Source organism: Pseudoalteromonas sp. SD03, assembly GCF_040937955.1.
Lineage (GTDB): Bacteria > Pseudomonadota > Gammaproteobacteria > Enterobacterales > Alteromonadaceae > Pseudoalteromonas > Pseudoalteromonas tetraodonis.
The window spans coordinates 3,049,811-3,071,626 of record NZ_CP162514.1 but is presented as its reverse complement, the minus strand read 5'-3'; the positions used below and the strand labels follow the sequence as shown (position 1 = coordinate 3,071,626).

Sequence of the window (21,816 nt, the reverse complement as noted above, 5' to 3'; positions counted from 1 at the left end):
TAATTTTTTGAAGTACTAAATATCTAAACGAAGAAACCGAGCTCAAGGCTCGGTTTACTTCAATCATACTAAATGTATGTGGGGGTATTAGGCAGTTAATCGTTGCTTAATTAAACCTGAGATTTTGCCCATATCGGCACGACCTTCGGCTTTGCTTTTGATTATACCCATTACTTTACCCATGTCTTGCATACCTGCTGCATTAGTATCAGCAATAGCCGCGTCAATGAGAGCAATGATTTCTTCTTCACTCAATTGTTGAGGTAAAAAAGCTTCAAGTGCTGTAATCTCATTGGCTTCAATTTCAGCTAAATCATCACGCCCAGCATCTTTGTACTGAGTGTAAGAGTCGCGACGTTGTTTAACAAGCTTCACTATAACGGAGGTAATACCTGCGTCGTCTAGTGTTATTTGCTCGTCAATTTCACGTTGCTTGATTGCAGCAAGTACCATGCGAATAGGATTAAGACGTTGTTTGTCTTTAGCTCTCATCGCATCTTTTTGCGCATCTTTTAGCGTTATTAAAAGGCTCATTTATACAAGACCTAATATATTAGTATAATTTAACGCGACGAGCGTTATCACGAGAAAGTTTTTTCATGTGACGTTTAACAGCAGCTGCTTTTTTACGCTTACGCTCAGCTGTTGGTTTTTCATAGTGCTCGCGACGACGAACTTCTGAAAGGATACCTGCTTTTTCACATGAACGCTTGAAGCGACGAAGTGCTACGTCAAACGGTTCGTTCTCTCTTACTTTAATTACTGGCATTAAAAATTCACCTACCTAAATTATGAGCGTTGCTCAAGTTGATCAAACATTGATCAAGTGGTTCAAAAATGGTGCGGTATTGTAATCCGAAGCAACACCACATGTAAAGGATAATATTAACAGAAACACAGCAGCTAAAACAGTGTTAATTTATATGGCGTTGGTACAGCCTACAAAAAACCTGACCTGCCTTTTTCTCTTTAATTAACAACCAGTTATTTGGTGCTTTAAACGAGGTTAGCTCAGTTTCTACTTCAACATATATCAATGCTTCGGGGTCGAGCCATTGATTATTTTCCAATAAATCACAGCATGATTGAGCTAAATTTTTGCGAAATGGCGGGTCAATAAAAACCAAATTAAATGTGTCACTGGTGTTTTTTCTCTCTAAAAACGTCAGTGTATTGGTATTAACGACTTGCGCGTTTTGTGCATCAAGCGTCGCAATGTTTTGCTCTAATTGTTTTGCTGCTTGTGAATCAAGCTCTATGAATGTGGTGTGTTTTGCAAAACGCGACAATGCTTCAAATCCCAATCCACCGGAACCGGCAAAGCAATCGAGAGTGTGCGCATCGCGGGTATCGTGCATCAACCAATTAAACACCGTTTCTTTAATTCGGTCGGTTGTAGGACGCAGACCTTGAACATCTTTTACTGGCAGTTTTCGACCGCGAAATTGGCCGCTAATGATTCTAATAACCCCATCAGCTGATTTATGAGTGGTGTTATTTTGTGTGGTTTTTTTTCTCATTTAACTCACTAAAAATTGGTATCTATGATCTAGCTCAGATAATATTGCAATCATATCACGGCGTGTCATTTTTCAACTGCGCTAAAAGTGTTACTATTATGCACCCTCGAGGATAACGTGTTGCTAAAAGCAATTATTTAGGCTTAAAAGCACGCTATCATTATCGTTAGTTTATCAGATTTTTATAAGTGGTTATTAGCAAGTATGGCAAAAAAAAGTAAATTCATGTCGTGGCTCGGTTTTGGCAAGTCAGATAAAAAACAAGCAGAAGCTGATAAACAACAAGCATTAGCAAAAGAGCAGGCAGAAAAAGCCGAGCAAGAACGTTTAGCTGCAGAGCAAGCTGAGGCAGAGCGTTTACAGGCTGAAGCAGAAGCCGAGCGTATAGAACAAGCTCGAATTGCAGCTGAACAAGATCGTTTAGCACAAGAGCAGGCAGAAAAAGCCGAGCAAGAACGTTTAGCTGCAGAGCAAGCTGCGGCAGAGCGTTTACAAGCTGAAGCAGAGGCCGAGCGTTTAGAGCAAGAGAAACAGGCGCAAGCACAGCGCGCAGCGGCAGAAGAAAAACAAGCGATTGAACACGCTAATGCAGAGCTATTAGCTAAACAGCAGGCAGATGCAGAGCAACAAAGACAAGAGCAAGCCAAACGTTTAGCAGAACAAGAAGCGCAAATGCAGTTAGAGCAAGAGCGCATTGCAGCAGAAAAAGCTGAGAACGAGCGTTTAGAACAACAGCGTATTGCAGCAGAACAAGCTGAGAACGAGCGTCTAGAACAACAGCGTATTGCAGCAGAGCAAGCTGAGAACGAGCGTTTAGAACAACAGCGCATTGCAGCAGAGCAAGCTGAGAACGAGCGTTTAGAACAACAGCGCATTGCAGCAGAGCAAGCTGAGAACGAGCGTTTAGAACAACAGCGCATTGCAGCAGAGCAAGCTGAAAATGAGCGTTTAGAACAACAGCGCATTGTAGCAGAACAAGCTGAGAACGAGCGTTTAGAACAACAGCGCATTGCAGCAGAGCAAGCTGAAAATGAGCGTTTAGAACAACAGCGCATTGCAGCAGAACAAGCTGAGAACGAGCGTTTAGAACAACAGCGTCTGGCTGCTGAAGAGGAGTCTGAACGCCTAGAGCAACAGCGACTGACCGCAGAGCTTGCAAAGGAAGAAGCTATAAAAGCGGAAAAACCTAAAAAAGAAGGTTTTTTCTCTCGCCTCAAAAAAGGCTTACTGAAAACACGCGTTAATATTGGTTCTGGCTTTGCCTCAATTTTCAGCGGTAAAAAAATTGACGATGAGTTATTTGAAGAATTAGAGACTCAGTTACTCACTGCCGATCTTGGTGTTGATACCACAATGAAGCTAATCGATAGCCTGACCGACGCCGCTGATCGCAAGCAGCTTAAAGATGGTGATGCGCTTTATGAATTAATGAAGCAAGAAATGGCAACTATGCTGAAAACAGCAGAGCAGCCTTTAGAAATACCAGCAGACAAAAAACCTTTCGTTATCCTTATGGTAGGTGTAAACGGCGTAGGTAAAACCACCACCATTGGTAAAATGGCGAAACAATTTCAAAACCAAGGTAAATCGGTAATGCTTGCTGCCGGTGATACATTTAGAGCCGCAGCAGTAGAGCAGCTTCAAGTTTGGGGTGAGCGTAATAGTATTCCTGTTATAGCTCAGCACACTGGTGCTGATAGCGCCTCAGTGGTATTTGATGCCTTTCAAGCCGCTAAAGCGCGTAATGTTGATGTGTTAATTGCCGATACAGCAGGGCGCTTGCAAAATAAAGATAACTTAATGCAAGAGCTTGAAAAAATAGCCCGTGTGATGAAAAAAGTAGACCCAGATGCACCGCATGAAGTGATGCTGACAATTGATGCTGGCACAGGCCAAAATGCTATTAGCCAAGTAAACTTATTTAACCAATGTGTAGGTCTAACGGGTATCACACTATCAAAGCTTGATGGCACCGCTAAAGGCGGGGTTATTTTTGCCGTTGCTGATAAGTTTAATATTCCTATTCGTTACATTGGTGTAGGTGAAAGTATTGATGATTTACGCACCTTCAAGAGCGATGACTTTATTGACGCGCTATTTAGCCAAGATGAGGACGACGTTTAATTTACCAAAAGGGAGCCTGCTCCCTTTTTAATTGCAAGGAATACCAATTGCGTTAGGACGTTTAATGAGGTTGGCATAATAAAAAAATGATAAATTTTCAGCAAGTAAGTAAAACCTATGCCGGTGGGCATCGCGCGCTTGAAAAAGTGAGTTTTCATATAAAACCAGGCGAACTGGCTTTTTTAACGGGCCACAGTGGTGCCGGTAAAAGTACACTTTTAAAGCTTATTAGCTTGATGGAACGCCCTTCTGCGGGCAATGTGTTTATCAATGGCGTGGATTTAAATAAGTTAAATTCACGACAAATTCCGTATGCACGCCGCGACATTGGTATTATTTTTCAAAATCATCGTCTATTAGAACGATACACGGTGTTCGATAACGTTGCTTTGCCCTTAATTATTGAAGGGACTCACCACAAGCAAATTGCCAAGCGTGTGCATGGTGCGCTCGATAAAGTGGGCTTGTTAGATAAAGTACGCTGTCACCCCTCCACACTCTCTGGCGGTGAGCAGCAACGTGTAGGGATTGCACGAGCCATTGTTAATTCTCCTCCTATACTATTAGCTGATGAACCTACCGGTAATCTTGATCCTGAGTTATCGATGGAAATATTACGCCTGTTCGAAGATTTTAATAAGCATGGCACCACGGTTTTAATTGCCACCCATGACTTGGGGTTAGTATCACGAATGAAGTATCGTAGCTTAACGCTTCATGATGGGCGGATGAGCCAAGATCCACTGGCTGAGGGTGTATTATGAGTTTACTGTTCAAAAGCCGTCAAAATAGTAATGATAAACAAAAAAAATCCGTATTCTCTGGCGGTTACTTTTTCATTATTAATATTTTTCGCCAAGGTGTGTACAGTCTTGGGGAAATGTGGCGCACGCCATTAGCCTCTATGATGACCATTGCTGTACTGGGTTTGAGTTTAACCTTGCCCGCAACGTTATACTTAGTGGTTAAAAATGTTCAGCAAGTGAGCAGTGGTTTTGAGCAAGCCAGCGAAATATCCTTGTTTGTAAAAGAGGGTATGAGTGAGCAAGAAACGCAAACTTTAGTTAAACGCTTAGCGCTATATCCTGAAATACAAAGTGTGACTTTTATTTCTCGCACTGAGGCTTTGGATGAATTCAAAGAAATGTCTGGGTTTGGTCAAGCTTTAGAATACCTAGATAGTAACCCATTACCGAATGTGGTTTTAGTTACACCAACCCAGCGACATAGCCAACCTAATGCGGCTAAGCTATTGCTTAAAAAACTTGAAGGTGAACGCGAAGTTGATTTTGGTAAGCTTGATATTGCTTGGCTTGAACGTTTAAATGCATTACTCAGTTTGTTAAAAGAAAGTGTAATTACGATTGCGCTATTATTACTGACCTCAGTGACGCTTATTATAGGCAACACAATTCGTTTATCTATTATGGATAAAAAAGAAGAAATACAGGTAATGAAGCTCGTAGGGGCAACTAATACCTTTATTCATGCCCCCTTTTTATGGACTGGCATTTGGTATGGCGTGATTGGCGGATTGTTTGCTTTTATTTGCGTAGCATTAATGATGTGGTGGCTATCTGCTGCGGTAAGCAGTGTTGCAGGGATATATCAAACCAGCTTTACGCTAATAGGGCTTAGCCTTAATGAATTTGGCGCGTTGGTATTGTTGGCCACTAGCTTAGGCTTTATTGGTTCTTACTTATCGGTTAACCGTTACATCTCAGAAATAGAACCCGATAAGGTTTAGGGCACTAATATAATTCTTAAAACTGTCATGTTTTAAGTTTAAAATTATAAAAAAGCCAAAGCAAAAAGATTAATCTTTGCTTTGGCTAAATCAATTCATAGGTTATTCAGTCGCCTAGTGTAGACTGACTTAACACTAAAAAAACCACTTGATTTATGATTCAAAAAAGTTTTAAATTCAAGTTAGCACTCTTACTAAAAGAGTGCTAAGATGGTTTCAAATGTTTATCACCGAGGTGAAAAATGAGTAAAGATTTATACGCAATGGCACTTACAGTTGGGCAACAAAGCGCAAGTATGGATGGCTATCTTCAAGCTGTTAGTACTATTCCTATGCTTAAAGTTGAGCAAGAGCAGGAACTTGCAAAAAAACTTCAGGAAGAAGGCGATCTTAGTGCTGCAAAGCAACTCATTATGTCGCATTTGCGCTTTGTAGCGCACATAGCTAAAAGCTACTCGGGTTACGGGTTACCACAAGCTGATTTAATTCAAGAGGGTAACATTGGACTGATGAAGGCAGTAAAACGTTTTGACCCATCAGTGGGTGTACGTTTGGTTTCATTTGCGGTTCATTGGATCAAAGCCGAAATTCATGAGTTTGTGCTTAAAAACTGGCGTATCGTAAAAGTTGCGACAACCAAAGCGCAACGTAAACTGTTTTTTAATCTTCGTAAAAACAAAAAACGTTTAGGCTGGTTTAACCAAGCCGAAGTTAGCACAGTAGCGAGCGAGCTAGGTGTGAGTGAAAAAGAAGTTCGTGAAATGGAGTCGCGTATGAGCGGCCAAGACATGGGCTTTGACTTAACAGGCGACGATAACGACGATGCGCCAACGAGTACTTACTCACCAGTGCAATACTTAACGGATGGTTCTGCTGATTTAGCTGACGACATTGAACAGCAACAATGGCAAGAGCAGTCGCATACGCGATTATTTAGCGCTTTGAAAACCCTCGATGAGCGTTCTCAAGATATCGTTAGCGCACGCTGGTTGTCAGATGATAAAGCAACACTGCAAGAGTTGGCTGAAAAATACAGCGTATCAGCAGAGCGTGTTCGCCAGCTGGAAAAAACAGCAATGAAAAAATTACAAAGCGCGATGAGTTAATCGTACTTAAAAAGTTATAAAGCCCTGCATGAAAATGCGGGGCTTTTTTTTAGTTAAAAAAAGAGGTTAACAAAAAGTATCTTTTTTCTTATTTTGCTTACCTCTAGTCACATCTGTATATCTTTTAATTAAATATACCCTAGTTAAAGTTAATGAATAAGTTTGGTTTTAATTTAAATACATGATTTTAGTTTGTTTTTAATTTGGGTATATGAAAATATTCGCGCACCTGAGCGACTTGTCGTTCAAACCGTAGCCTAAATTAAATTATTAATTGCTGTGCTTATTGCCTTTCAATTTCATTTAACGCGAGTATTTACACTCAATATGAACTCATATTCACTAAAGAAAAAGATCTTGCTATCGGTGGTTCTTGCCCTAGCCGTTATTATTGTATTGCTATCGTGGAATAGCTACACCTCTCAAAAAGCGTTACTGTTAAAAAGCAGTATTGATAATGTAAGTCAATCTGGTAAGCAACAAGCTGCGAGTATTGAAGATTGGCTAGCTAGTCGTCAGCAGATCATAGAGTCAGTTGCGAGTAAGGTTGAGGGCAATACGCTCAGCGCATTACAGCAAGCTCAAGTGTCTGGTGGTTTTCAATTAACTTACTTTGGAGATAGTATCGGGAAAATGACTGACTCTGATCCAAGTATTGATCGAACCGGCTACGACCCGCGCACTCGTCCATGGTATAAACAAGCACAGCTGAAAAATGGCACCGTAATTACCAAACCTTATTTAGATACTGCGTTTAATCAGTTGGTTGTTTCTATTGCTAAAACCACACAAAGTGGCGTGGTAGCGGGTGATTTATCGATTGAGTCTTTAGTTAATGATGTTAATACTATGTCTTTACCGGCAAATGGCTATGCCATCATGATGCATCAAGATGGCACTGTGATTGCCTATAAAGACACTAAAAAAGTAATGGCAGATATTACGCATATTGACTCGAAAATAAATCACCAATTCATTTTATCTAATAGTCAAAACGGTGAATTTACTCCCCTTTATTTTAAAGATGAAGGGCGAGAGAAGCTAATCTGGGGTGAAAATATAAATAATACCGATTGGCAGTTGCTATTTGTATTGGATAAAGAAACCTTAGAGGCACCGCTAATTAGTTTATTAGTAACTCAACTCGTATTAGTCAGTGTGGCACTTTTGTTGAGCGTGTTGGCTATTTCATGGTTATTAAGTGTGTTGCTTGCGCCGTTAAGCCGAGTATCACAAGCGTTATCAACAATTGCTGATGGTAACGGTGATTTGACCCAGCGTATTAGTGTTGATACACAAGATGAAGTTGGGGTACTGGCTGATAGTTTTAATCGCTTTGTAAGTAGCCAGCATGAGCTTATAAGCCATATTCGCCAGTTAGCTACTGATCTAGATTTTGATGCAGAGAAAAGCTTAATCACCAATCAAAACAGTGTCAGTGAGTTGCAGCGTCAGCAGCAAGAAGTGGCGATGGTTGCCACTGCGGTCACAGAAATGGCGAGTGCAACCCATGAGATTGCTGCTAATGCCGAAAATACCGCGACGGCATCACAGCAGTCAGCGCAAAGTAGCCGTGAAGGTAAGCTGTTAGTTGATAAAACCAGAAATACGATTAATTCACTTGCGGGTGAAATAGACCAAACAACCACCGTCATTGGCGAACTAAGCTTACATGCTCAGGCTATATCGAGTATTTTGACTACCATTCAAGAAATTGCTGAGCAAACAAATCTCTTAGCACTCAATGCCGCAATAGAGGCTGCCCGTGCTGGTGAACAAGGGCGTGGCTTTGCAGTGGTTGCCGATGAGGTGCGTGTACTATCAAGAAGAACGCAAAACTCCACAGCAGAAATTTACACCACCATAGAAACCTTACAAAATACGACCAAAAAAGCAGTGAGCTTGATGGACAGCAGTAAGGGGTATGCTAACAATAGTGTGGATGATGTTAATGCAGCAGCTCATGCACTAGAGGAAATCACCTTAGCAGTGAATGAAATTTCTGATATGGCGGGTCAAATAGCGGTTGCAGCAGAAGAGCAAACGCAAGTGACTAATGAAATTACTCGAAATACGGTCGCCATTAAAGATGTAACCGATGAAATTACTACCTCAGCAACTGCGCATTTAAGCCAAGCTGAAGTATTAAAAGACAGAGCTACAGATTTAAATGCCAAAGTAGCGACGTTTATTTTATAAATATAATGCGTTTAAGTGAGTTAAATTAACTGATGGGTTAGGGGGGTTACTTACCCCATCAGTTTAATGAAATAGCTTCTTGCTGAGCTATTTGTACATATTTACGTTCGACCAGTTGCGATACTGGCACAAGTTCAAATCCTTGCTCACTTAATTGCGGCAAAGCGTGGCGTAAAAAATCGATGGTTTCGGGATAGGGATGCGCTATTGCAATGGCAAATTGATACTTAGTTGCTTTTGATTTTAGCTCTTCTAATCTTAATTGTAGTTGCTCTGTGGTCGTTATATTGTCTAAAAATACATGTCGGCTAATGTTTTCCACTCCCAAAAAGTTGGCTGCATTCTGAGCTTGGCTTAATTCAGTTGTACGGCTATCAAGAAAATACAGCTGGCGTTTTTTGAGTACTTCCATGGTCCATTTCATTGCTTGGCTTTGTTGAGTCAGCGCAGAGCCCATATGGTTATTAACTCCTTTAACTTGCGGTAAACTGGCCAGCGCATTCCCGAGCGTTTGTTGAAGTTGTGCTTTATCCATATTTAAAGTGAGCGCACCAGGCCCGAGTTTTTTACCATTTAAAGCCTGCATAGGAACATGCAACAGGAGCTCTTTATTTGACTGACTAGCAAGGGTTGCAAATATTTGAGAATAGGGGGTGTGGGGCAATATTGAATAGGACAACTGCCCAGGTAAACTCAGGAATTCTAAATCACGTTGATGATAACCTATGTCATCGATCACTATGGCTATTTGCTTGGCTTTAACAGCACTCGATGTTGCAAATAAGGCTAAAAACAGCCCAGCTAACACCATTAAATTTATAGTTTTCACGTTTTATAATTTTTATTATCTTTGTCGTGTTTAAAATAATTTACCGAATTTAGTGCATGTTGAGTAGCTGTTTTGCCTTGGTTAACTGGATATCGGCTAAATCTTCAGTGCTAAAAACGGTGTTTTGTTCTAATTGTTCATTTTTTATTATAACGGCTTTATTTGTTTGTGGAAGCGTTGTTTGATTAATCGCCACATTCGGGGTCACGCCAATACCTTCAATCGATTCACCTGATGGCGTAAAGTAGCGTGCGGTAGTTAGTTTTAAGGCGGTATCACCATCGCCTAATGGAATGAGTGATTGTACCGACCCTTTGCCAAATGACTGACTCCCCACTATTTTTGCACGCATATTTTCTTTTAGTGCTGCAGCCAGTATTTCTGCTGCAGAGGCTGAGTTTTCGTTAATCAGTACAACAATAGGTGCGCCTTTTAAAATATCGCCGCGTTTAGCGTAAAACGACTGATTAGAATCATAAAAACGTCCTTTGGTTGTTACTATTAGACCATCTTGTAAAAAGAGATCTGCCACAGCAACCGCGCTTTTTAAAGTCCCGCCAGGGTTATCTCGTAAATCAATAATCAGGCCTTTTAATGCGTGGCCGTAATGGTTTTGCATAGCGGCTATTTGTAAGGCAACTTCATGCAAGGTGTGGTTTGAAAAGGTATTTATAGCAATATAACCGCTACCAGCATCAAGTAGTTGCTTAGTTACACTGGCCAGTTTTATTTGTTTTCTGCTGAGGTTAAATATGAGCGGTTTTAGATTGTTATTTCGGATAATACTTAGTTGTACTTTATTGTTGGGGCTGTCTTTAATTTGCTGCGCGACTATATCAATAGGACTATTTTTAATCTGCTGATTATTAACTGCTGTAATAATATCGCCAGCTCGCAGGCCGACTTGTTTAGCAGGCGAATTATTAATTACTTTAACAATCGTGGTGCGCTGCTCAATATTTTTGACCTCAATGCCTAAGCCAGTATAGCGACCATTGGTATTATCAAATAACGCATTTAGCTCATTTTTATCTAAATATTTAGAGTAGGGATCGAGTTTAGAGTATAAGCGTTCAAATTGAGAGGTGTTGTATTCAATGTATTCACTGTTATGCAGTGCTAAATCATCAACGTAGTAGGTATGAATATTAAACAGTATTTCATTTATTTTTTGGCTTTCTAAATCTTTGACCGAACTGGCATGAGCATTATTTATAAAGCCAAAAAGTGCCAATAAAAAAAATACCTGCAAACAAAACCAAAATATTGATTTTTTTTGTGATACTTTTTTTTGGCAAATGTGTGTGTTTATCATAACTGCCTCTACTAGGATGCAGTTATTTTAAGATTAAATACGTCTGCACCATTTTATGGGATTAACAGCACGCCCTTTGTGGCGTATTTCAAAGTATAGACCAGAATCGGCTTGTCCACCGCTTTGCCCAACTAAAGCAACGCTTTCACCCTCTCTGACCATATCACCCACATCTTTGAGTAAGGTTTGTGCATGCCCGTATAAGCTCATAAAGCCTTCACCGTGGTCCACAACAATCACCCAGCCGTAACCTTTTAACCAATCTGCAAATACCACCTGACCGTTATGAATGCTATTTACTGAAGTGCCCTCTGCAGCAGAAATTAACACGCCTTTCCAATTAATTCCGCCGTGCTTACGTTGGCCAAACTTGTGCGTTAGTTTGCCTTTACTCGGCCAGCTTAATCTTCCTTTATTTTTATTTAGGCCCAATAGCTCAATTTTTGTGGTTTTTTCTTCTTCAAGTTCTTTAATAGTTGCGATCAGCGTTTGTTCGTTCTCTTCTAAGTAACTAATTGAATTTTTTGTTTTATTTAACTGCTGTTTTAGATTTTTTAGGCTGGCTTGGCGCTCATTTTTAGCGTCAAGAAGCGCTGCTTGTCGCCTTTTTTGTTCATCAAATAAAGCAACTAACTTTTCTTTTGTTTTTTCAAGCTCAGCTTGGTTTTTCGCAATTTCTATTTGCAGCGCTTTAAGTTCATCAAGCTGCTTTATGCGGGCTTTATTTAAGTAGTTGTAATAGCTAAGCGTACGTTCAAATTTAGCGGTATCTTCTTGGTTAAGCAGCATTTTTGAATAGTCATCACTACCTGCCATATAAGCACTTTTTAACTGTGCTGCTAACACACGCTGAAATTGGGCTTGTTGTTTTTCAAGCTTTACCGCGCGTTGTTGTTGCTCTGCTTGCTGTTGTTGTGTTTTTTTAACGGATTGCTCAGCCATATTGAGTGCTTTAGCGTTTTTCGCTATAGCGAGTTCATGTGCTTTTAGCTTTTGCTGCTGTTTAGCTATTTCTTTTTGCTGTTGTTGATATTCAGCTTGGCTTTGCTCTAAAGCCACTTGCACTTGGGATAGGTCTTTTTTAGTACGATCTTCATTAGCCACGGCAACGCCAGTGACTAATGAATGCAGTACACAAATACACGCAATGACGCGGTATGCGCTTTTTTTCATAGGTTATTTCAACACCATAATTGGCGACCCTGTCATTTCTGCAGGTTGCTCTAACCCCATTAAATGCAGTATGGTTGGGGCAACATCGCTCAAGGCTTTGCCTGAATAAGCTTGTGCATCGCGACCTACATAAATAAATGGCACGGGCTCACTGGTATGTGCTGTGTGCGCTTGGCCTGTTTTAAGGTTTGCCATTTGCTCTGCATTGCCATGATCGGCGGTAATAAGTGCTTCGCCGCCATATTCTTTCAATGCATCCACTACACGGCCAATACAGTTATCTACTGCCTCACAGGCTTTAACTGCAGCCTCAAATACACCTGAATGACCGACCATGTCGCCATTAGGGTAGTTACAAATAATGGCATCGTATTTTCCACTTTTTATTGCTTCTACTAGCTTATCGGTAAGCATTTTTGAGTTCATTTCTGGCTGCAAATCATAAGTTGCAACCTGAGGTGATGGAATAAGTTCACGGGTTTCGCCGTCAAACTCATCCTCTCGTCCACCACTGAAGAAAAAGGTAACATGAGCATATTTTTCAGTTTCAGAAATGCGCAGTTGAGTTTTACCTTGTTTTTCAAACCATTCGCCAAGTACGTTATTAAGCGGCGTGGGGCCAAAAGCAACAGGCGCATCTATATCGGCTGCGTATTCAGTCATCATCACAAAGCCGCTAAGCTCAGGCGATTTTTTCTTATTAAAGCCGTCAAAGCCTGGTTCTACAAAGGCGCGAGTGATTTCGCGTGCGCGGTCTGCTCTAAAGTTTGCAAATATAATGGTGTCGCCATCATTTACTTTTACAGATTCGCTGCCTTTAGGAGTGATCGTGCTGGCTGCTACAAATTCGTCATTTTCATCGCGCTCATAAGCGGCATTTAGTGCACTTACGCCTTCTTCATAATCAAAATCGCCTTCACCTAAGGTGATTAAATTATAGGCTTTTTCAACACGATTCCAGCGGTTGTCTCTGTCCATGGCATAGTAACGGCCAATTAGTGAGGCTAAACGGCCACATTTGAGTTCGCTAAATAAGGCTTCAATACGCTCAATAGACGCTTTAGCACTACGCGGTGGTGTGTCGCGTCCATCTAAAAAGGCATGAAAGTACACCTCTTTAGCGCCGCGTTTTGCAGCCAGTTGTATACTGGCAACAATATGATCTTCGTGGCTATGCACGCCACCTGGACTTAACAGTCCCATAATGTGTACAGCTTTGTTGGCATGAACGGCTTTATCAATGTTTTCAACAAGTGCAGTAGTTGTATCAAATTCGCCATCATCAATGGCTTTGGTGATACGGGTAAAATCTTGATACACAATACGGCCTGCGCCTAAATTAACATGGCCCACCTCAGAATTACCCATTTGGCCATCAGGAAGACCGACATCTAAACCCGATGCTGAAATTAATGTATGAGGACGTGTGGCCCAAAGCTCATCTAATACAGGGGTGTTAGCAGCTAAAATAGCATTGCTTTGCTCATCTTCTCTGTATCCCCAGCCATCTAAAATCATTAATACCAGTGGTTTTTTATGCTCTGTCATAGTCACTCCTGAAAAATTAGCGTTGCTAAAATACACGCTAACATTAATGCCAACATGCCAAGTCTTAGCATACCGCGTTTTATAGCTAGGATCAGCAATGAAAAGAAGATATTAAAAATTTTCAATTAGGATTGGCTAAATCGAAAACTTTAAAGGGCTAGGTTATTTTTCAGTTAAAAAGAGCAGGGCATTGTGGCTTTCAAGCGTGCTTAAACTCGCATTTTTAGCTGATTTGGGTATACTTGCGCGGCTAATCTCTATTTTATTCAAGTATTGAATAGGGTTGTGGGGTAAGTTAAGCCTATCTTGTAGGTGAAAATTCAGAGTAGCCTAACAGCGCTCTATTGATTTGCTAATGAGTAACTGCTCATTGTGCAAGTGCAATTGGTAAGAATTTAAAATATCTAAAACATCCGTTTTAGTATGTAACTTTATAGTGGAAGTCGAATGGATCAATATATTGAATTTGTCTCAAACCATCCAATTCTAAGCCTAGCTTGGGTTGCGATTGCGTTTCTTATTATTAGTGGCGCAATAAAAAGTAAATTTTCAGCAATTCGTCAAATCAATCCTCAGCAGTTAACGTTACTTATTAACCGCGAAGACGGCCAGGTTGTTGATATGCGTGGGCAAAAAGAGTTTAAAACCGGCCATATTGCCGGTGCTGTGCACTTAAACCCAGAAAAAGCTAAAGAATCTGATTTCTCGACCCTTGAAAAGTATAAGAGCAAACCCATTATAGTGGTATGTGCTGCAGGCATGACTGCTTCAGGTGTTGCAACCGCAATGCATAAAGCAGGCTATGAACAGGTTTATGTTTTATCTGGCGGTATGGGTGCGTGGCAATCAGCAAGTCTGCCAACAACAAGCGGTCGCTAATATCTCTTAGCTAAACCGATTAAGGATTAATTATGAGTAACGTTGTTTTATACACCAAAGGATATTGTCCTTTTTGTCATCGCGCATTAGCGCTGTTAGACAGCAAAGGTGTAAAATACACAAATATTGATATTGGCGTTCAGCCAGAGCTTCGCGATGAAATGATCGCCAAAGCCGGTGGCGCAAGCACGGTTCCACAAATTTTTATCAACGATGAACACATCGGTGGCTGTGACGACATGATGGCACTAGAAGCGCAAGGTCACCTTGATGCTAAGCTCAGTGCTTAATTTAATTAATTATAATAAATAACAGGTTAGGAATAACAATGAACGAACAAAATCAAAACGCAGCAGCAGAAGCTGATGCAGGTGCACAGTTTACTATTCAACGTATTTATACTAAAGATGTATCGTTTGAAACGCCAAATTCGCCAGCTATTTTTCAAAAAGAGTGGGCTCCAGAAGTAAAATTAGATTTAGATACGCGCTCTAACAAGCTTGATGAAGGTGTTTACGAAGTTGTGCTTGCACTAACTGTAACGGCATCTATCGGTGAAGAAACTGCGTTTTTATGTGAAATTCAACAAGCAGGTATCTTTACGATTGCTGACGTTGAAGAAATGCAATTAGCGCACATGCTAGGTGCATTTTGCCCTAACGTGTTATTCCCATACGCACGTGAAGCGGTATCTAACTTAGTAAATCGTGGTACGTTCCCACAACTTAATCTTGCGCCAGTTAACTTTGACGCATTATTTGCACAGTACATGCAGCAACGCACAGCGCAAGCTGAGCAGGCTACAGCAGACGCTTAATTTATGAATACAGCCACATCAGCTGTTACTGTTTTAGGGGCGGGGTCGTATGGCACCGCCCTTGCTATTTGTTTAGCCCGAAATGGTCACAAAGTGACTTTATGGGGACGCAATAGCCAAGACGTTGCGACGCTTGCAGCTGAGCGAAAAAATCAACGTTACTTACCTGATATTCCTTTTCCTGACACCTTAATCCTTGAAGCAGATTTACAGCGTGCAACGCAAAGTAGCGATATTGTTTTGGTTGTTGTGCCAAGCCACGCATTTGCTGACACATTAAAGCAAATCAAACCTGCTTTGCGCCCAAATGCAAAAATAGCATGGGCCACCAAAGGACTAGAGCCAAATACTGGGCGTTTGTTACAAGAAGTAGCAGTGCAAGAGCTAGGTGAAGAGGTGCCATTAGCGGTGCTTTCTGGGCCAACCTTTGCCAAAGAAATGGCGATGGGATCACCAACTGCAATTTCGGTGTCATCAACATCATCGGCATTTGCTAAACAAATAGCCGATTTATTGCATTGCGGGCGCTCGTTTAGGGTGTATAACAATGATGATTTTATTGGTATACAGCTAGGTGGTGCGGTTAAAAACGTGATTGCCATTGGTGCGGGAATTTCTGATGGAGTGGGGTTTGGTGCAAATGCTCGTACCGCGCTTATTACTCGTGGTTTAGCAGAGTTGTCGCGTTTAGGGTGTGCACTGGGTGCAAAACCTGAAACCTTTATGGGTATGGCCGGGTTAGGTGATTTAATTCTGACCTGTACCGATAACCAATCGCGCAATCGCCGTTTTGGTTTAGCCTTAGGCAAAGGTGAGAGTGTTGATGATGCCATTGCATCAATCGGCCAAGTGGTTGAAGGCTTTAGAAATACCAAAGAAGTGTACTTACTAGCTCAACGCGCTGGTGTTGAAATGCCAATTACCGAGCAAATATACAAAGTACTCTATGAAAATAAAGACATGAAAGCAGCTGCTATGGCGCTATTAGGTCGTGAACAAAAGTCAGAATAAATGCTTCACTATTCTTTAATAATAAAAAACCGACATAATGTCGGTTTTTTATTATTGGTAAATAATTACTGCGCGTTTACAAAGCCAAGCTGGCGCCAAGATTCATACACAAACACAGCTACTGCATTAGACAGATTCATACTGCGACTATCGGCTTGCATAGGTATACGCACGCGTTGCTCGTTTGGCAGTGCTTGAATCATGTCATCAGGTAAGCCTCGGGTTTCTGGTCCGAATACTAAGCAATCACCCGCTTCATACTGTGCTTGGTGATGAAATTGGCTACCTTTAGTGGTGCAAGCATACACTTTTTTAGGTTGGCACTTTTCTAAGTAAGCATCAAATGAGGCATGGCGTTGTACATGGCTAAATTCGTGATAGTCAAGTCCAGCGCGTTTTACACGTTTGTCATCCCACTCAAACCCTAACGGTTCAATTAAATGCAATGAATAGCCAGTATTGGCACATAAACGAATGATATTCCCGGTGTTAGGCGGAATTTCAGGTTGGTATAAAACAATATCTAGCACAATAAGCCCTATAAAATCTTTAATTTGACTGGCTCAGTATACACGAACAATGAATAAAAAATGATATACTACAAACATTAAATACATCTTACACTTGGACAGATACGTGCATAATCGCAGTTATGAATTTTGGGTCAAAGCTTCAAGCATAGTGACCATGGTCATGGTGAGCCTAATGATTGCGACCAAAGTATGGGCTTGGCTGGCGTCGGGTTCGGCGTCGATGCTTGGCTCACTCACTGATTCATTAATGGATATTACCGCGACGCTAATGAGCTTTTTAGTTTTATCGTATGCACTGCGTCCTGCGGATGATGACCACCGGTTTGGTCACGGTAAAGCGGAGGCGCTTGCAGGGTTAGGCCAAGCTGCATTTATTGCGGGCTCGGGCTGTTTATTAATGTTTCACGGTATCGAGCGATTAATAAACCCAGTAGAGCTTTCGCACTCATTATTAGGTGTATGGGTGAGTATTTTTGCCATTGCTTGTACCTTGGTAATTGTATTTGTGCAAAATAAAGTCGTAAAGCACACAGAATCAATCGCCATCAAAGCCGACTCCGTTCACTACAAGGGCGATTTAATTTTAAATGCGGCGGTATTGCTTGCTATTTTACTCGCCTACTATGGCGTACTGTATGCCGACCCATTGTTTGCTATCGGTGTGGCAGGTTATTTATTGTATAACAGTTGGGATATAGCAACCGAAAGTGCCTCGCATTTAATGGACAAAGAGCTACCCGATGAAGAAAAGCAAAGTATTTTTGAAATAGCGCGTAACCATAATGATGTTTATGGGGTGCACGGTATTCGCACTCGACAGGGCGGTAAAGTTAAGTTTATTCAACTGCATTTAGAGCTTGATGACAATTTACCGCTTATTCGTGCCCATAAAGTGGCAGATGAAGTGGAGCTGATGATCACTCAGCAATTTGAATCTGAAGTTGATATTTTGATTCACCTAGATCCGCTGTCGCTTAGTAGTTAACCTATTGAATCACAAAATTTATAAAGGCTTGTTAGCAATGGTTGGCGAATTTCGTCCCGCTCAAAAAACAGCTCGTGCTTAGCCCCTTTAAACTGCTTTATTAGGGTGTTTTTATGTCGGCTTGCAAGCTTATGCTGGGCTTGGTTATCAACCACTTCGTCATTTTCTGCGCTGGCTATAAATAACGGGGTTGTTATGGATAGTTTATCGAGCGCTTTAATAAATGAAAAAACAGTATGCAGCCAGCCATAGGTAACACCGCCTAATTGTAATAGTGGCGTTTGCTGATAAGTTGCCCTAAATTGATCATAGCGTATTTGGCTACTGGTTAAAGTGTTAAGCGCAAACTCTTCAGGTGTATAATCGCTTTGTCCTAACGCATAACACCCTGAGAACCCTAATAATGAAGCACTGGCGGCGATAAACTGTGCTACGGGTTTTGGTATTCCTTTGGTATGAATATCAAACATGGGCGCAGATAAAAACGCCCCACTAAAGTCATGTGAGTAACGTGCTAAGTAATCAAACGCAATAGCGCCGCCCATTGAATGGCTAAGCAGTAGTTTTTTACCTTGCCAATGCTGCTTTACCACCTCAAGATTGAATTGATTGAGATCGTGACTGTAATCTTCAAATTGTTTGACATAGCCTTTATGGGGGTTTTTTAATAACCGATAAGAGCGCCCTTGGCCTTGGTGATCAACAATAAAAACAGCATAATTATTACAATAAAGCTCCCAAAGCAGCTCTTTGTATTTATCGAGTCCTTCAATGCGCCCAGAGCTAATAACAATGGCAGTGTGAGCCTGTTTAGGCTTAGCGTAAGCATAAAATAATTTACCGGCAGCCGTGCTTAAATAGGCTTTTTTGAGTGTATTAGTATAAAACTCATTAATGGCAGGCAGGTTATTTTCAAGCTCGCTTTCATTGCTATAAAACATGGTCTCTCTTTTGTATTGGTAAGCTTATCTCAACGCATAATCCGCCAGCGTCCTTATTTGATAAAGCTAAATTTCCGCCGTGGGCAATCACCGCATTTTTTGCAATGGCTAAACCCAGCCCAGTGCCGCCGCTGACTCGGTCGCGGGCGTCTGATTGCCTAAAAAATGGCTCACATAGTTTATCAAGTTGCGCTGCGGGAACGCCTGGGCCGTCATCACATATTTGTATAGTGATGATATCACTGTGTTTTAAGGTGATGCTAATAGTATGTTGTGCGTATTTAATTGCATTACGTAAAATATTTTCTAGAGCACTGGCAATCAGCATTTCGTCGCACTCTATATTTACCTCAGCATCACCTTGAATATGCAGCGTTTTATTGTGCTGTTTTGCTTCAAACTGAGCATCGTTAATCACATGGTCAACAATAACTTGTAACGACTGCGCCTGCAGTGATAAAGGTTGGCTATTGGCTTCTAAGCGCGATACCTGCAATACATCGGCTATCATTTTATCAAGTTGATTTGCTTCTTTTTCAATACGCAATAAATACGATTGGCTGGCCTCACTCGCTTGCATTTGCGCCAGCCCTGTGGCCATTTTTAAGCGTGTTAGTGGGGAGCGCAATTCATGGGATATATCGGCAAGTAAACGCTTTTGAGCGCTAAGTAGTTGCTCTAATTGATCAGCCATACGGTTAAAATCGCGTCCTAAAACTCCAAGCTCATCTTTTCGTTGACTATTTATTGCCGCGCGCGCACTTAAATCGCCATTTGAGAGCCTAATTGCGGCTTGTTTTAAACTATTTATAGGGGCAATTAAGTTACGACTAAATAAAAAGCTTAATGTAAGTGAGGCGATAATGGCGATAGAAATTTTTAACCAAACCGGCAACAATCTTAAGCGAATAAAGAGCGGTCGCTGTTGATTTATATCGATTTCATATAACTCAAATTCGCCTTCAGGTACTCGAATGCGCACAGGGCCAAAAGCTTGGTAATATTCAGTAAAAATAATTTGAGGTGGCATGCCTTCACTAAAGTTCAGTAAGCTAAAATCAATATTATTCTCAACTTTTTTACTGATCAAAAACTCATCGCTACTTAGTGAATTTAAATAAAGTAACTTGCGCTTACTCACACGTGGGTGAGTAATAATGTCATGAATAGAGCGCTTGTGTTTATGTGCGCTACGCTCGATACCTCGTGCCAAATATTCTAGGTTTTTTTGCATCGGCCCCTGTAGTGGATCATGGCTAATGGCGTTTATTAGTGAAATATTACTTAAGAAAAATAGCGCAGTAAAAGTGCCAATGATCGTTAGCCAAAACCAAGCAAAGACTTTAAAAAACAAATAATGTCGAGGGTGTCTTAACCAACTAAAACGCGTTAATTTACTCTCCTTGGATAAAGACATAACCCGTCCCTCGAATAGTTTTAATTTTTTCACCCGCGATATGCTCGGCTATTTTTTTTCGAATATTACTCACATGCATATCAATAGAGCGATCAAATGACGCTAAACGCCGTCCTAGTACCTCTTCGCTTATTTGCTCTTTGCTTATAACATCAGGGGCGTGTTTTACTAATAAAGCCAATATTTCGTATTCGGTACCCGTAAGCGTGAGTGTGGTGTTATTTACACTGGCTTCACGCGTGGCAAAGTTAATAGTAATACCGTTTAAAGAGAGCTTTTTATTATTGTTATTGCTTACACTATTAATGTGTTCAATACGGCGAGTAATAGCTTTAACGCGGGCAAGGAGTTCGCGGTGGTTAAACGGTTTTGGAATATAGTCATCAGCGCCGAGCTCTAAACCAAAAATACGGTCAAAGTCTTCACCTTTAGCGGTCAACATAATCACCGGCGTTAATTTACTTTGCCTGAGTTGTTTGAGTACTTCAAAGCCATCTATAGAGGGCAACATAACATCAAGTAATATAAGCGCGTAATCGTTTTGTAAAGCAAGCTCTAATCCTTGTTGGCCATCATGTGCGGTTTGTATGCTAAAGCCTTGTGCGCTCAGATACTCGCTTAATAGCTCACATAAACCGGTGTCATCATCAATCATTAATAGTTTCATACATTAAGCCTTACGCGCTGTTTTATGGTTTTATTTTACGCGTTTAATGTACTAAAAGTTAGTCTTTACATAACCTTTACACTGCTTTGCGTTACTTTGCATTGAGCCGGTTATAGTGGACACACTGGCTAGCAGCCAACAACCAACTCAATATTAAGGTGATGATTATGACTAAGATAAACACGCTATCAAAATTAGTACTTATATGTGGCTTAACAGCAGCAACGCTCAGTGCGGGCAGCGCACTTGCAAAAGATGATGGCCATAAACAAGGCCACTCTCAAGCACGCTTTTTACTCTCTGAGCGAGCAGCAGATAAACTGGCACTTACTGAAGATCAACAAACACAACTAAAAGCGATTTTTGAAACACAAAAAACACAGCTCCAAGCACTAAGAGGCGCTAATAAAGAAGCCCGTAAAGCAATACGTGAAGCGTATAAAGAAAAAAAAGAGGCGTTATTATCAGCATCAACATTTGATGAAAACGCAGCCAAAGAGCTACTTGGCGAGCGCCAAGTAAAAGCTGAGCAAATGGGATTAATTAAACTTAAAACGCAACATCAAATTTGGCAGGTCTTAAATGCTGAGCAACGTGAACAGCTTGAAAAAATGCAACAACGTAAAGATAAAAAGCATCGCAAACAAAGAGCATAGCGCTTTCAAGTAAAGCAAAAAGCCAGCTTTTAGCTGGCTTTTGTTTTTAAGTCGTTTTATTACTTAAAAAAGTCATCTTCGTTTTTTGCCATCATTGCTTCGATGTCTTCAATCATGTCTTGGCTGAACTCATCTGCAGATGTAATCGGCGCTGAAATTTTATTATTTTCAAACGACCATTCACCTAAATCAATAAGTTGGCAACGTTTTGAACAAAAAGGGCGATTCGGACTTTGTTCTGACCATTCTACTTTTGCTTTACAGGTTGGACAGTTAACCACTGTTGGCATAATTTACTCTCACATTAATATAGGCTTTGCGACTCAATTTATAATAAACAGCTAAGCTT

Annotated in this window: 23 protein-coding genes; 11 read left to right on the top strand and 12 right to left on the bottom strand. The window is 40.9% G+C overall.

The features are described 5' to 3' along the window. Positions 1 to 87 precede the first annotated feature (87 nt). The 3 genes from ABZP26_RS14340 to rsmD form a co-directional block, all read right to left on the bottom strand. Positions 88 to 534, bottom strand: coding sequence for a GatB/YqeY domain-containing protein (locus ABZP26_RS14340; RefSeq protein WP_008114877.1), 447 nt, complete (start codon positions 532 to 534; stop codon positions 88 to 90). Between the two features lie 19 nt (positions 535 to 553). Continuing rightward, positions 554 to 769 (bottom strand): 30S ribosomal protein S21, encoded by a 216-nt coding sequence (gene rpsU, locus ABZP26_RS14335; RefSeq protein ID WP_002957797.1) that lies wholly within the window; start codon positions 767 to 769, stop codon positions 554 to 556. A gap of 145 nt (positions 770 to 914) precedes the next feature. Beyond that, entirely contained in the window at positions 915 to 1,520 is a 606-nt protein-coding gene (gene rsmD / locus ABZP26_RS14330; RefSeq protein ID WP_013465959.1) for a 16S rRNA (guanine(966)-N(2))-methyltransferase RsmD, read from the bottom strand. 204 nt (positions 1,521 to 1,724) lie between these two features. Here rsmD and ftsY point away from each other — a divergent pair, with 204 nt between their 5' ends. The 5 genes from ftsY (at position 1,725) to ABZP26_RS14305 (ending at position 8,696) form a co-directional block, all read left to right on the top strand. After that, positions 1,725 to 3,644, top strand: coding sequence for a signal recognition particle-docking protein FtsY (gene ftsY / locus ABZP26_RS14325; RefSeq protein WP_368485090.1), 1,920 nt, complete (start codon positions 1,725 to 1,727; stop codon positions 3,642 to 3,644). Between the two features lie 86 nt (positions 3,645 to 3,730). Continuing rightward, positions 3,731 to 4,408, top strand: coding sequence for a cell division ATP-binding protein FtsE (ftsE, locus tag ABZP26_RS14320; RefSeq protein WP_013465956.1), 678 nt, complete (start codon positions 3,731 to 3,733; stop codon positions 4,406 to 4,408). Further along, on the top strand, positions 4,405 to 5,391 hold the full coding sequence (gene ftsX / locus ABZP26_RS14315) for a permease-like cell division protein FtsX (protein ID WP_138764329.1): 987 nt from the start codon (positions 4,405 to 4,407) through the stop codon (positions 5,389 to 5,391). The genes ftsE and ftsX overlap by 4 nt, the downstream gene beginning before the upstream one ends. 242 nt (positions 5,392 to 5,633) lie before the next feature. Then, entirely contained in the window at positions 5,634 to 6,497 is an 864-nt protein-coding gene (gene rpoH, locus ABZP26_RS14310; protein WP_013465954.1) for an RNA polymerase sigma factor RpoH, read from the top strand. A gap of 327 nt (positions 6,498 to 6,824) precedes the next feature. Continuing rightward, positions 6,825 to 8,696: a methyl-accepting chemotaxis protein gene (locus ABZP26_RS14305; RefSeq protein ID WP_138764330.1), complete on the top strand. Its 1,872-nt coding sequence runs from the start codon at positions 6,825 to 6,827 to the stop codon at positions 8,694 to 8,696. 58 nt (positions 8,697 to 8,754) lie between these two features. Here the strand turns inward: ABZP26_RS14305 and ABZP26_RS14300 are convergent, their stop codons facing one another. The 4 genes from ABZP26_RS14300 to gpmM all read right to left on the bottom strand — a co-directional run bounded on the left by ABZP26_RS14300 (position 8,755) and on the right by gpmM (position 13,561). Beyond that, positions 8,755 to 9,507 (bottom strand): divergent polysaccharide deacetylase family protein, encoded by a 753-nt coding sequence (locus tag ABZP26_RS14300; protein WP_013465952.1) that lies wholly within the window; start codon positions 9,505 to 9,507, stop codon positions 8,755 to 8,757. A 67-nt stretch (positions 9,508 to 9,574) separates the two neighbouring features. After that, entirely contained in the window at positions 9,575 to 10,840 is a 1,266-nt protein-coding gene (locus ABZP26_RS14295) for a S41 family peptidase (protein WP_215521860.1), read from the bottom strand. Between the two features lie 33 nt (positions 10,841 to 10,873). Beyond that, positions 10,874 to 12,013 (bottom strand): murein hydrolase activator EnvC, encoded by a 1,140-nt coding sequence (locus ABZP26_RS14290; RefSeq protein ID WP_036956697.1) that lies wholly within the window; start codon positions 12,011 to 12,013, stop codon positions 10,874 to 10,876. 3 nt (positions 12,014 to 12,016) lie between these two features. After that, positions 12,017 to 13,561, bottom strand: a complete 1,545-nt coding sequence (gene gpmM, locus ABZP26_RS14285) for a 2,3-bisphosphoglycerate-independent phosphoglycerate mutase (protein WP_368485089.1) — start codon at positions 13,559 to 13,561, stop codon at positions 12,017 to 12,019. A gap of 447 nt (positions 13,562 to 14,008) precedes the next feature. On the opposite strand from gpmM, the gene ABZP26_RS14280 reads away from it, so the two are divergent. The 4 genes from ABZP26_RS14280 to gpsA are packed head-to-tail and all read left to right on the top strand — an operon-like array spanning position 14,009 to position 16,268. Continuing rightward, positions 14,009 to 14,440: a rhodanese-like domain-containing protein gene (locus ABZP26_RS14280; protein ID WP_013465947.1), complete on the top strand. Its 432-nt coding sequence runs from the start codon at positions 14,009 to 14,011 to the stop codon at positions 14,438 to 14,440. Between the two features lie 32 nt (positions 14,441 to 14,472). Then, positions 14,473 to 14,730 carry a glutaredoxin 3 gene (gene grxC, locus ABZP26_RS14275; RefSeq protein WP_016899746.1) on the top strand — a complete coding sequence of 86 codons (258 nt, stop codon included), beginning with the start codon at positions 14,473 to 14,475 and terminating at the stop codon, positions 14,728 to 14,730. 38 nt (positions 14,731 to 14,768) lie between these two features. After that, a complete protein-coding gene (gene secB, locus ABZP26_RS14270; protein ID WP_013465945.1) occupies positions 14,769 to 15,257 on the top strand; it encodes a protein-export chaperone SecB in 489 nt (162 codons plus the stop codon). 3 nt (positions 15,258 to 15,260) lie between these two features. Continuing rightward, positions 15,261 to 16,268, top strand: a complete 1,008-nt coding sequence (gene gpsA, locus ABZP26_RS14265) for an NAD(P)H-dependent glycerol-3-phosphate dehydrogenase (RefSeq protein WP_013465944.1) — start codon at positions 15,261 to 15,263, stop codon at positions 16,266 to 16,268. A gap of 65 nt (positions 16,269 to 16,333) precedes the next feature. On the opposite strand, the gene trmL is transcribed toward gpsA, so the two are convergent. Next, on the bottom strand, positions 16,334 to 16,798 hold the full coding sequence (gene trmL, locus ABZP26_RS14260) for a tRNA (uridine(34)/cytosine(34)/5-carboxymethylaminomethyluridine(34)-2'-O)-methyltransferase TrmL (protein WP_013465943.1): 465 nt from the start codon (positions 16,796 to 16,798) through the stop codon (positions 16,334 to 16,336). A gap of 157 nt (positions 16,799 to 16,955) precedes the next feature. Here trmL and ABZP26_RS14255 point away from each other — a divergent pair, with 157 nt between their 5' ends. Further along, the gene (locus ABZP26_RS14255; RefSeq protein WP_368485623.1) at positions 16,956 to 17,786 is read left to right on the top strand and encodes a cation diffusion facilitator family transporter; all 831 of its coding nucleotides are present in this window, start codon (positions 16,956 to 16,958) and stop codon (positions 17,784 to 17,786) included. Here the strand turns inward: ABZP26_RS14255 and ABZP26_RS14250 are convergent. From ABZP26_RS14250 to ABZP26_RS14240, 3 genes are read right to left on the bottom strand one after another with little or no spacing between them, the layout of a single operon-like run. Then, entirely contained in the window at positions 17,783 to 18,727 is a 945-nt protein-coding gene (locus ABZP26_RS14250; RefSeq protein WP_024601725.1) for an alpha/beta fold hydrolase, read from the bottom strand. The genes ABZP26_RS14255 and ABZP26_RS14250 overlap by 4 nt on opposite strands. Next, positions 18,717 to 20,144 carry an ATP-binding protein gene (locus tag ABZP26_RS14245; RefSeq protein WP_368485088.1) on the bottom strand — a complete coding sequence of 476 codons (1,428 nt, stop codon included), beginning with the start codon at positions 20,142 to 20,144 and terminating at the stop codon, positions 18,717 to 18,719. Before ABZP26_RS14245 ends, ABZP26_RS14250 begins: the two co-directional genes overlap by 11 nt. Beyond that, positions 20,122 to 20,811 (bottom strand): response regulator transcription factor, encoded by a 690-nt coding sequence (locus tag ABZP26_RS14240; RefSeq protein WP_016899750.1) that lies wholly within the window; start codon positions 20,809 to 20,811, stop codon positions 20,122 to 20,124. Before ABZP26_RS14240 ends, ABZP26_RS14245 begins: the two co-directional genes overlap by 23 nt. Positions 20,812 to 20,978: 167 nt before the next feature. On the opposite strand from ABZP26_RS14240, the gene ABZP26_RS14235 reads away from it, so the two are divergent. Then, the gene (locus ABZP26_RS14235; protein ID WP_368485087.1) at positions 20,979 to 21,467 is read left to right on the top strand and encodes a Spy/CpxP family protein refolding chaperone; all 489 of its coding nucleotides are present in this window, start codon (positions 20,979 to 20,981) and stop codon (positions 21,465 to 21,467) included. A gap of 59 nt (positions 21,468 to 21,526) precedes the next feature. Here the strand turns inward: ABZP26_RS14235 and yacG are convergent, their stop codons facing one another. Then, a complete protein-coding gene (gene yacG / locus ABZP26_RS14230; protein ID WP_008114915.1) occupies positions 21,527 to 21,757 on the bottom strand; it encodes a DNA gyrase inhibitor YacG in 231 nt (76 codons plus the stop codon). Between the last annotated feature and the right edge of the window lie 59 nt (positions 21,758 to 21,816).

What these genes read in the sequence shown, in the direction of transcription:
- ABZP26_RS14340 (WP_008114877.1), bottom strand. Translation starts at nt 534, where the DNA reads ATGAGCCTTTTAATAACGCTAAAAGATGCGCAAAAAGATGCGATGAGA.
- rpsU (WP_002957797.1), bottom strand. Translation starts at nt 769, where the DNA reads ATGCCAGTAATTAAAGTAAGAGAGAACGAACCGTTTGACGTAGCACTT.
- rsmD (WP_013465959.1), bottom strand. Translation starts at nt 1,520, where the DNA reads ATGAGAAAAAAAACCACACAAAATAACACCACTCATAAATCAGCTGAT.
- ftsY (WP_368485090.1), top strand. Translation starts at nt 1,725, where the DNA reads ATGGCAAAAAAAAGTAAATTCATGTCGTGGCTCGGTTTTGGCAAGTCA.
- ftsE (WP_013465956.1), top strand. Translation starts at nt 3,731, where the DNA reads ATGATAAATTTTCAGCAAGTAAGTAAAACCTATGCCGGTGGGCATCGC.
- ftsX (WP_138764329.1), top strand. Translation starts at nt 4,405, where the DNA reads ATGAGTTTACTGTTCAAAAGCCGTCAAAATAGTAATGATAAACAAAAA.
- rpoH (WP_013465954.1), top strand. Translation starts at nt 5,634, where the DNA reads ATGAGTAAAGATTTATACGCAATGGCACTTACAGTTGGGCAACAAAGC.
- ABZP26_RS14305 (WP_138764330.1), top strand. Translation starts at nt 6,825, where the DNA reads ATGAACTCATATTCACTAAAGAAAAAGATCTTGCTATCGGTGGTTCTT.
- ABZP26_RS14300 (WP_013465952.1), bottom strand. Translation starts at nt 9,507, where the DNA reads ATGGTGTTAGCTGGGCTGTTTTTAGCCTTATTTGCAACATCGAGTGCT.
- ABZP26_RS14295 (WP_215521860.1), bottom strand. Translation starts at nt 10,840, where the DNA reads ATGATAAACACACACATTTGCCAAAAAAAAGTATCACAAAAAAAATCA.
- ABZP26_RS14290 (WP_036956697.1), bottom strand. Translation starts at nt 12,013, where the DNA reads ATGAAAAAAAGCGCATACCGCGTCATTGCGTGTATTTGTGTACTGCAT.
- gpmM (WP_368485089.1), bottom strand. Translation starts at nt 13,561, where the DNA reads ATGACAGAGCATAAAAAACCACTGGTATTAATGATTTTAGATGGCTGG.
- ABZP26_RS14280 (WP_013465947.1), top strand. Translation starts at nt 14,009, where the DNA reads ATGGATCAATATATTGAATTTGTCTCAAACCATCCAATTCTAAGCCTA.
- grxC (WP_016899746.1), top strand. Translation starts at nt 14,473, where the DNA reads ATGAGTAACGTTGTTTTATACACCAAAGGATATTGTCCTTTTTGTCAT.
- secB (WP_013465945.1), top strand. Translation starts at nt 14,769, where the DNA reads ATGAACGAACAAAATCAAAACGCAGCAGCAGAAGCTGATGCAGGTGCA.
- gpsA (WP_013465944.1), top strand. Translation starts at nt 15,261, where the DNA reads ATGAATACAGCCACATCAGCTGTTACTGTTTTAGGGGCGGGGTCGTAT.
- ABZP26_RS14255 (WP_368485623.1), top strand. Translation starts at nt 16,956, where the DNA reads ATGGTCATGGTGAGCCTAATGATTGCGACCAAAGTATGGGCTTGGCTG.
- ABZP26_RS14250 (WP_024601725.1), bottom strand. Translation starts at nt 18,727, where the DNA reads ATGTTTTATAGCAATGAAAGCGAGCTTGAAAATAACCTGCCTGCCATT.
- ABZP26_RS14245 (WP_368485088.1), bottom strand. Translation starts at nt 20,144, where the DNA reads ATGTCTTTATCCAAGGAGAGTAAATTAACGCGTTTTAGTTGGTTAAGA.
- ABZP26_RS14240 (WP_016899750.1), bottom strand. Translation starts at nt 20,811, where the DNA reads ATGAAACTATTAATGATTGATGATGACACCGGTTTATGTGAGCTATTA.
- ABZP26_RS14235 (WP_368485087.1), top strand. Translation starts at nt 20,979, where the DNA reads ATGACTAAGATAAACACGCTATCAAAATTAGTACTTATATGTGGCTTA.
- yacG (WP_008114915.1), bottom strand. Translation starts at nt 21,757, where the DNA reads ATGCCAACAGTGGTTAACTGTCCAACCTGTAAAGCAAAAGTAGAATGG.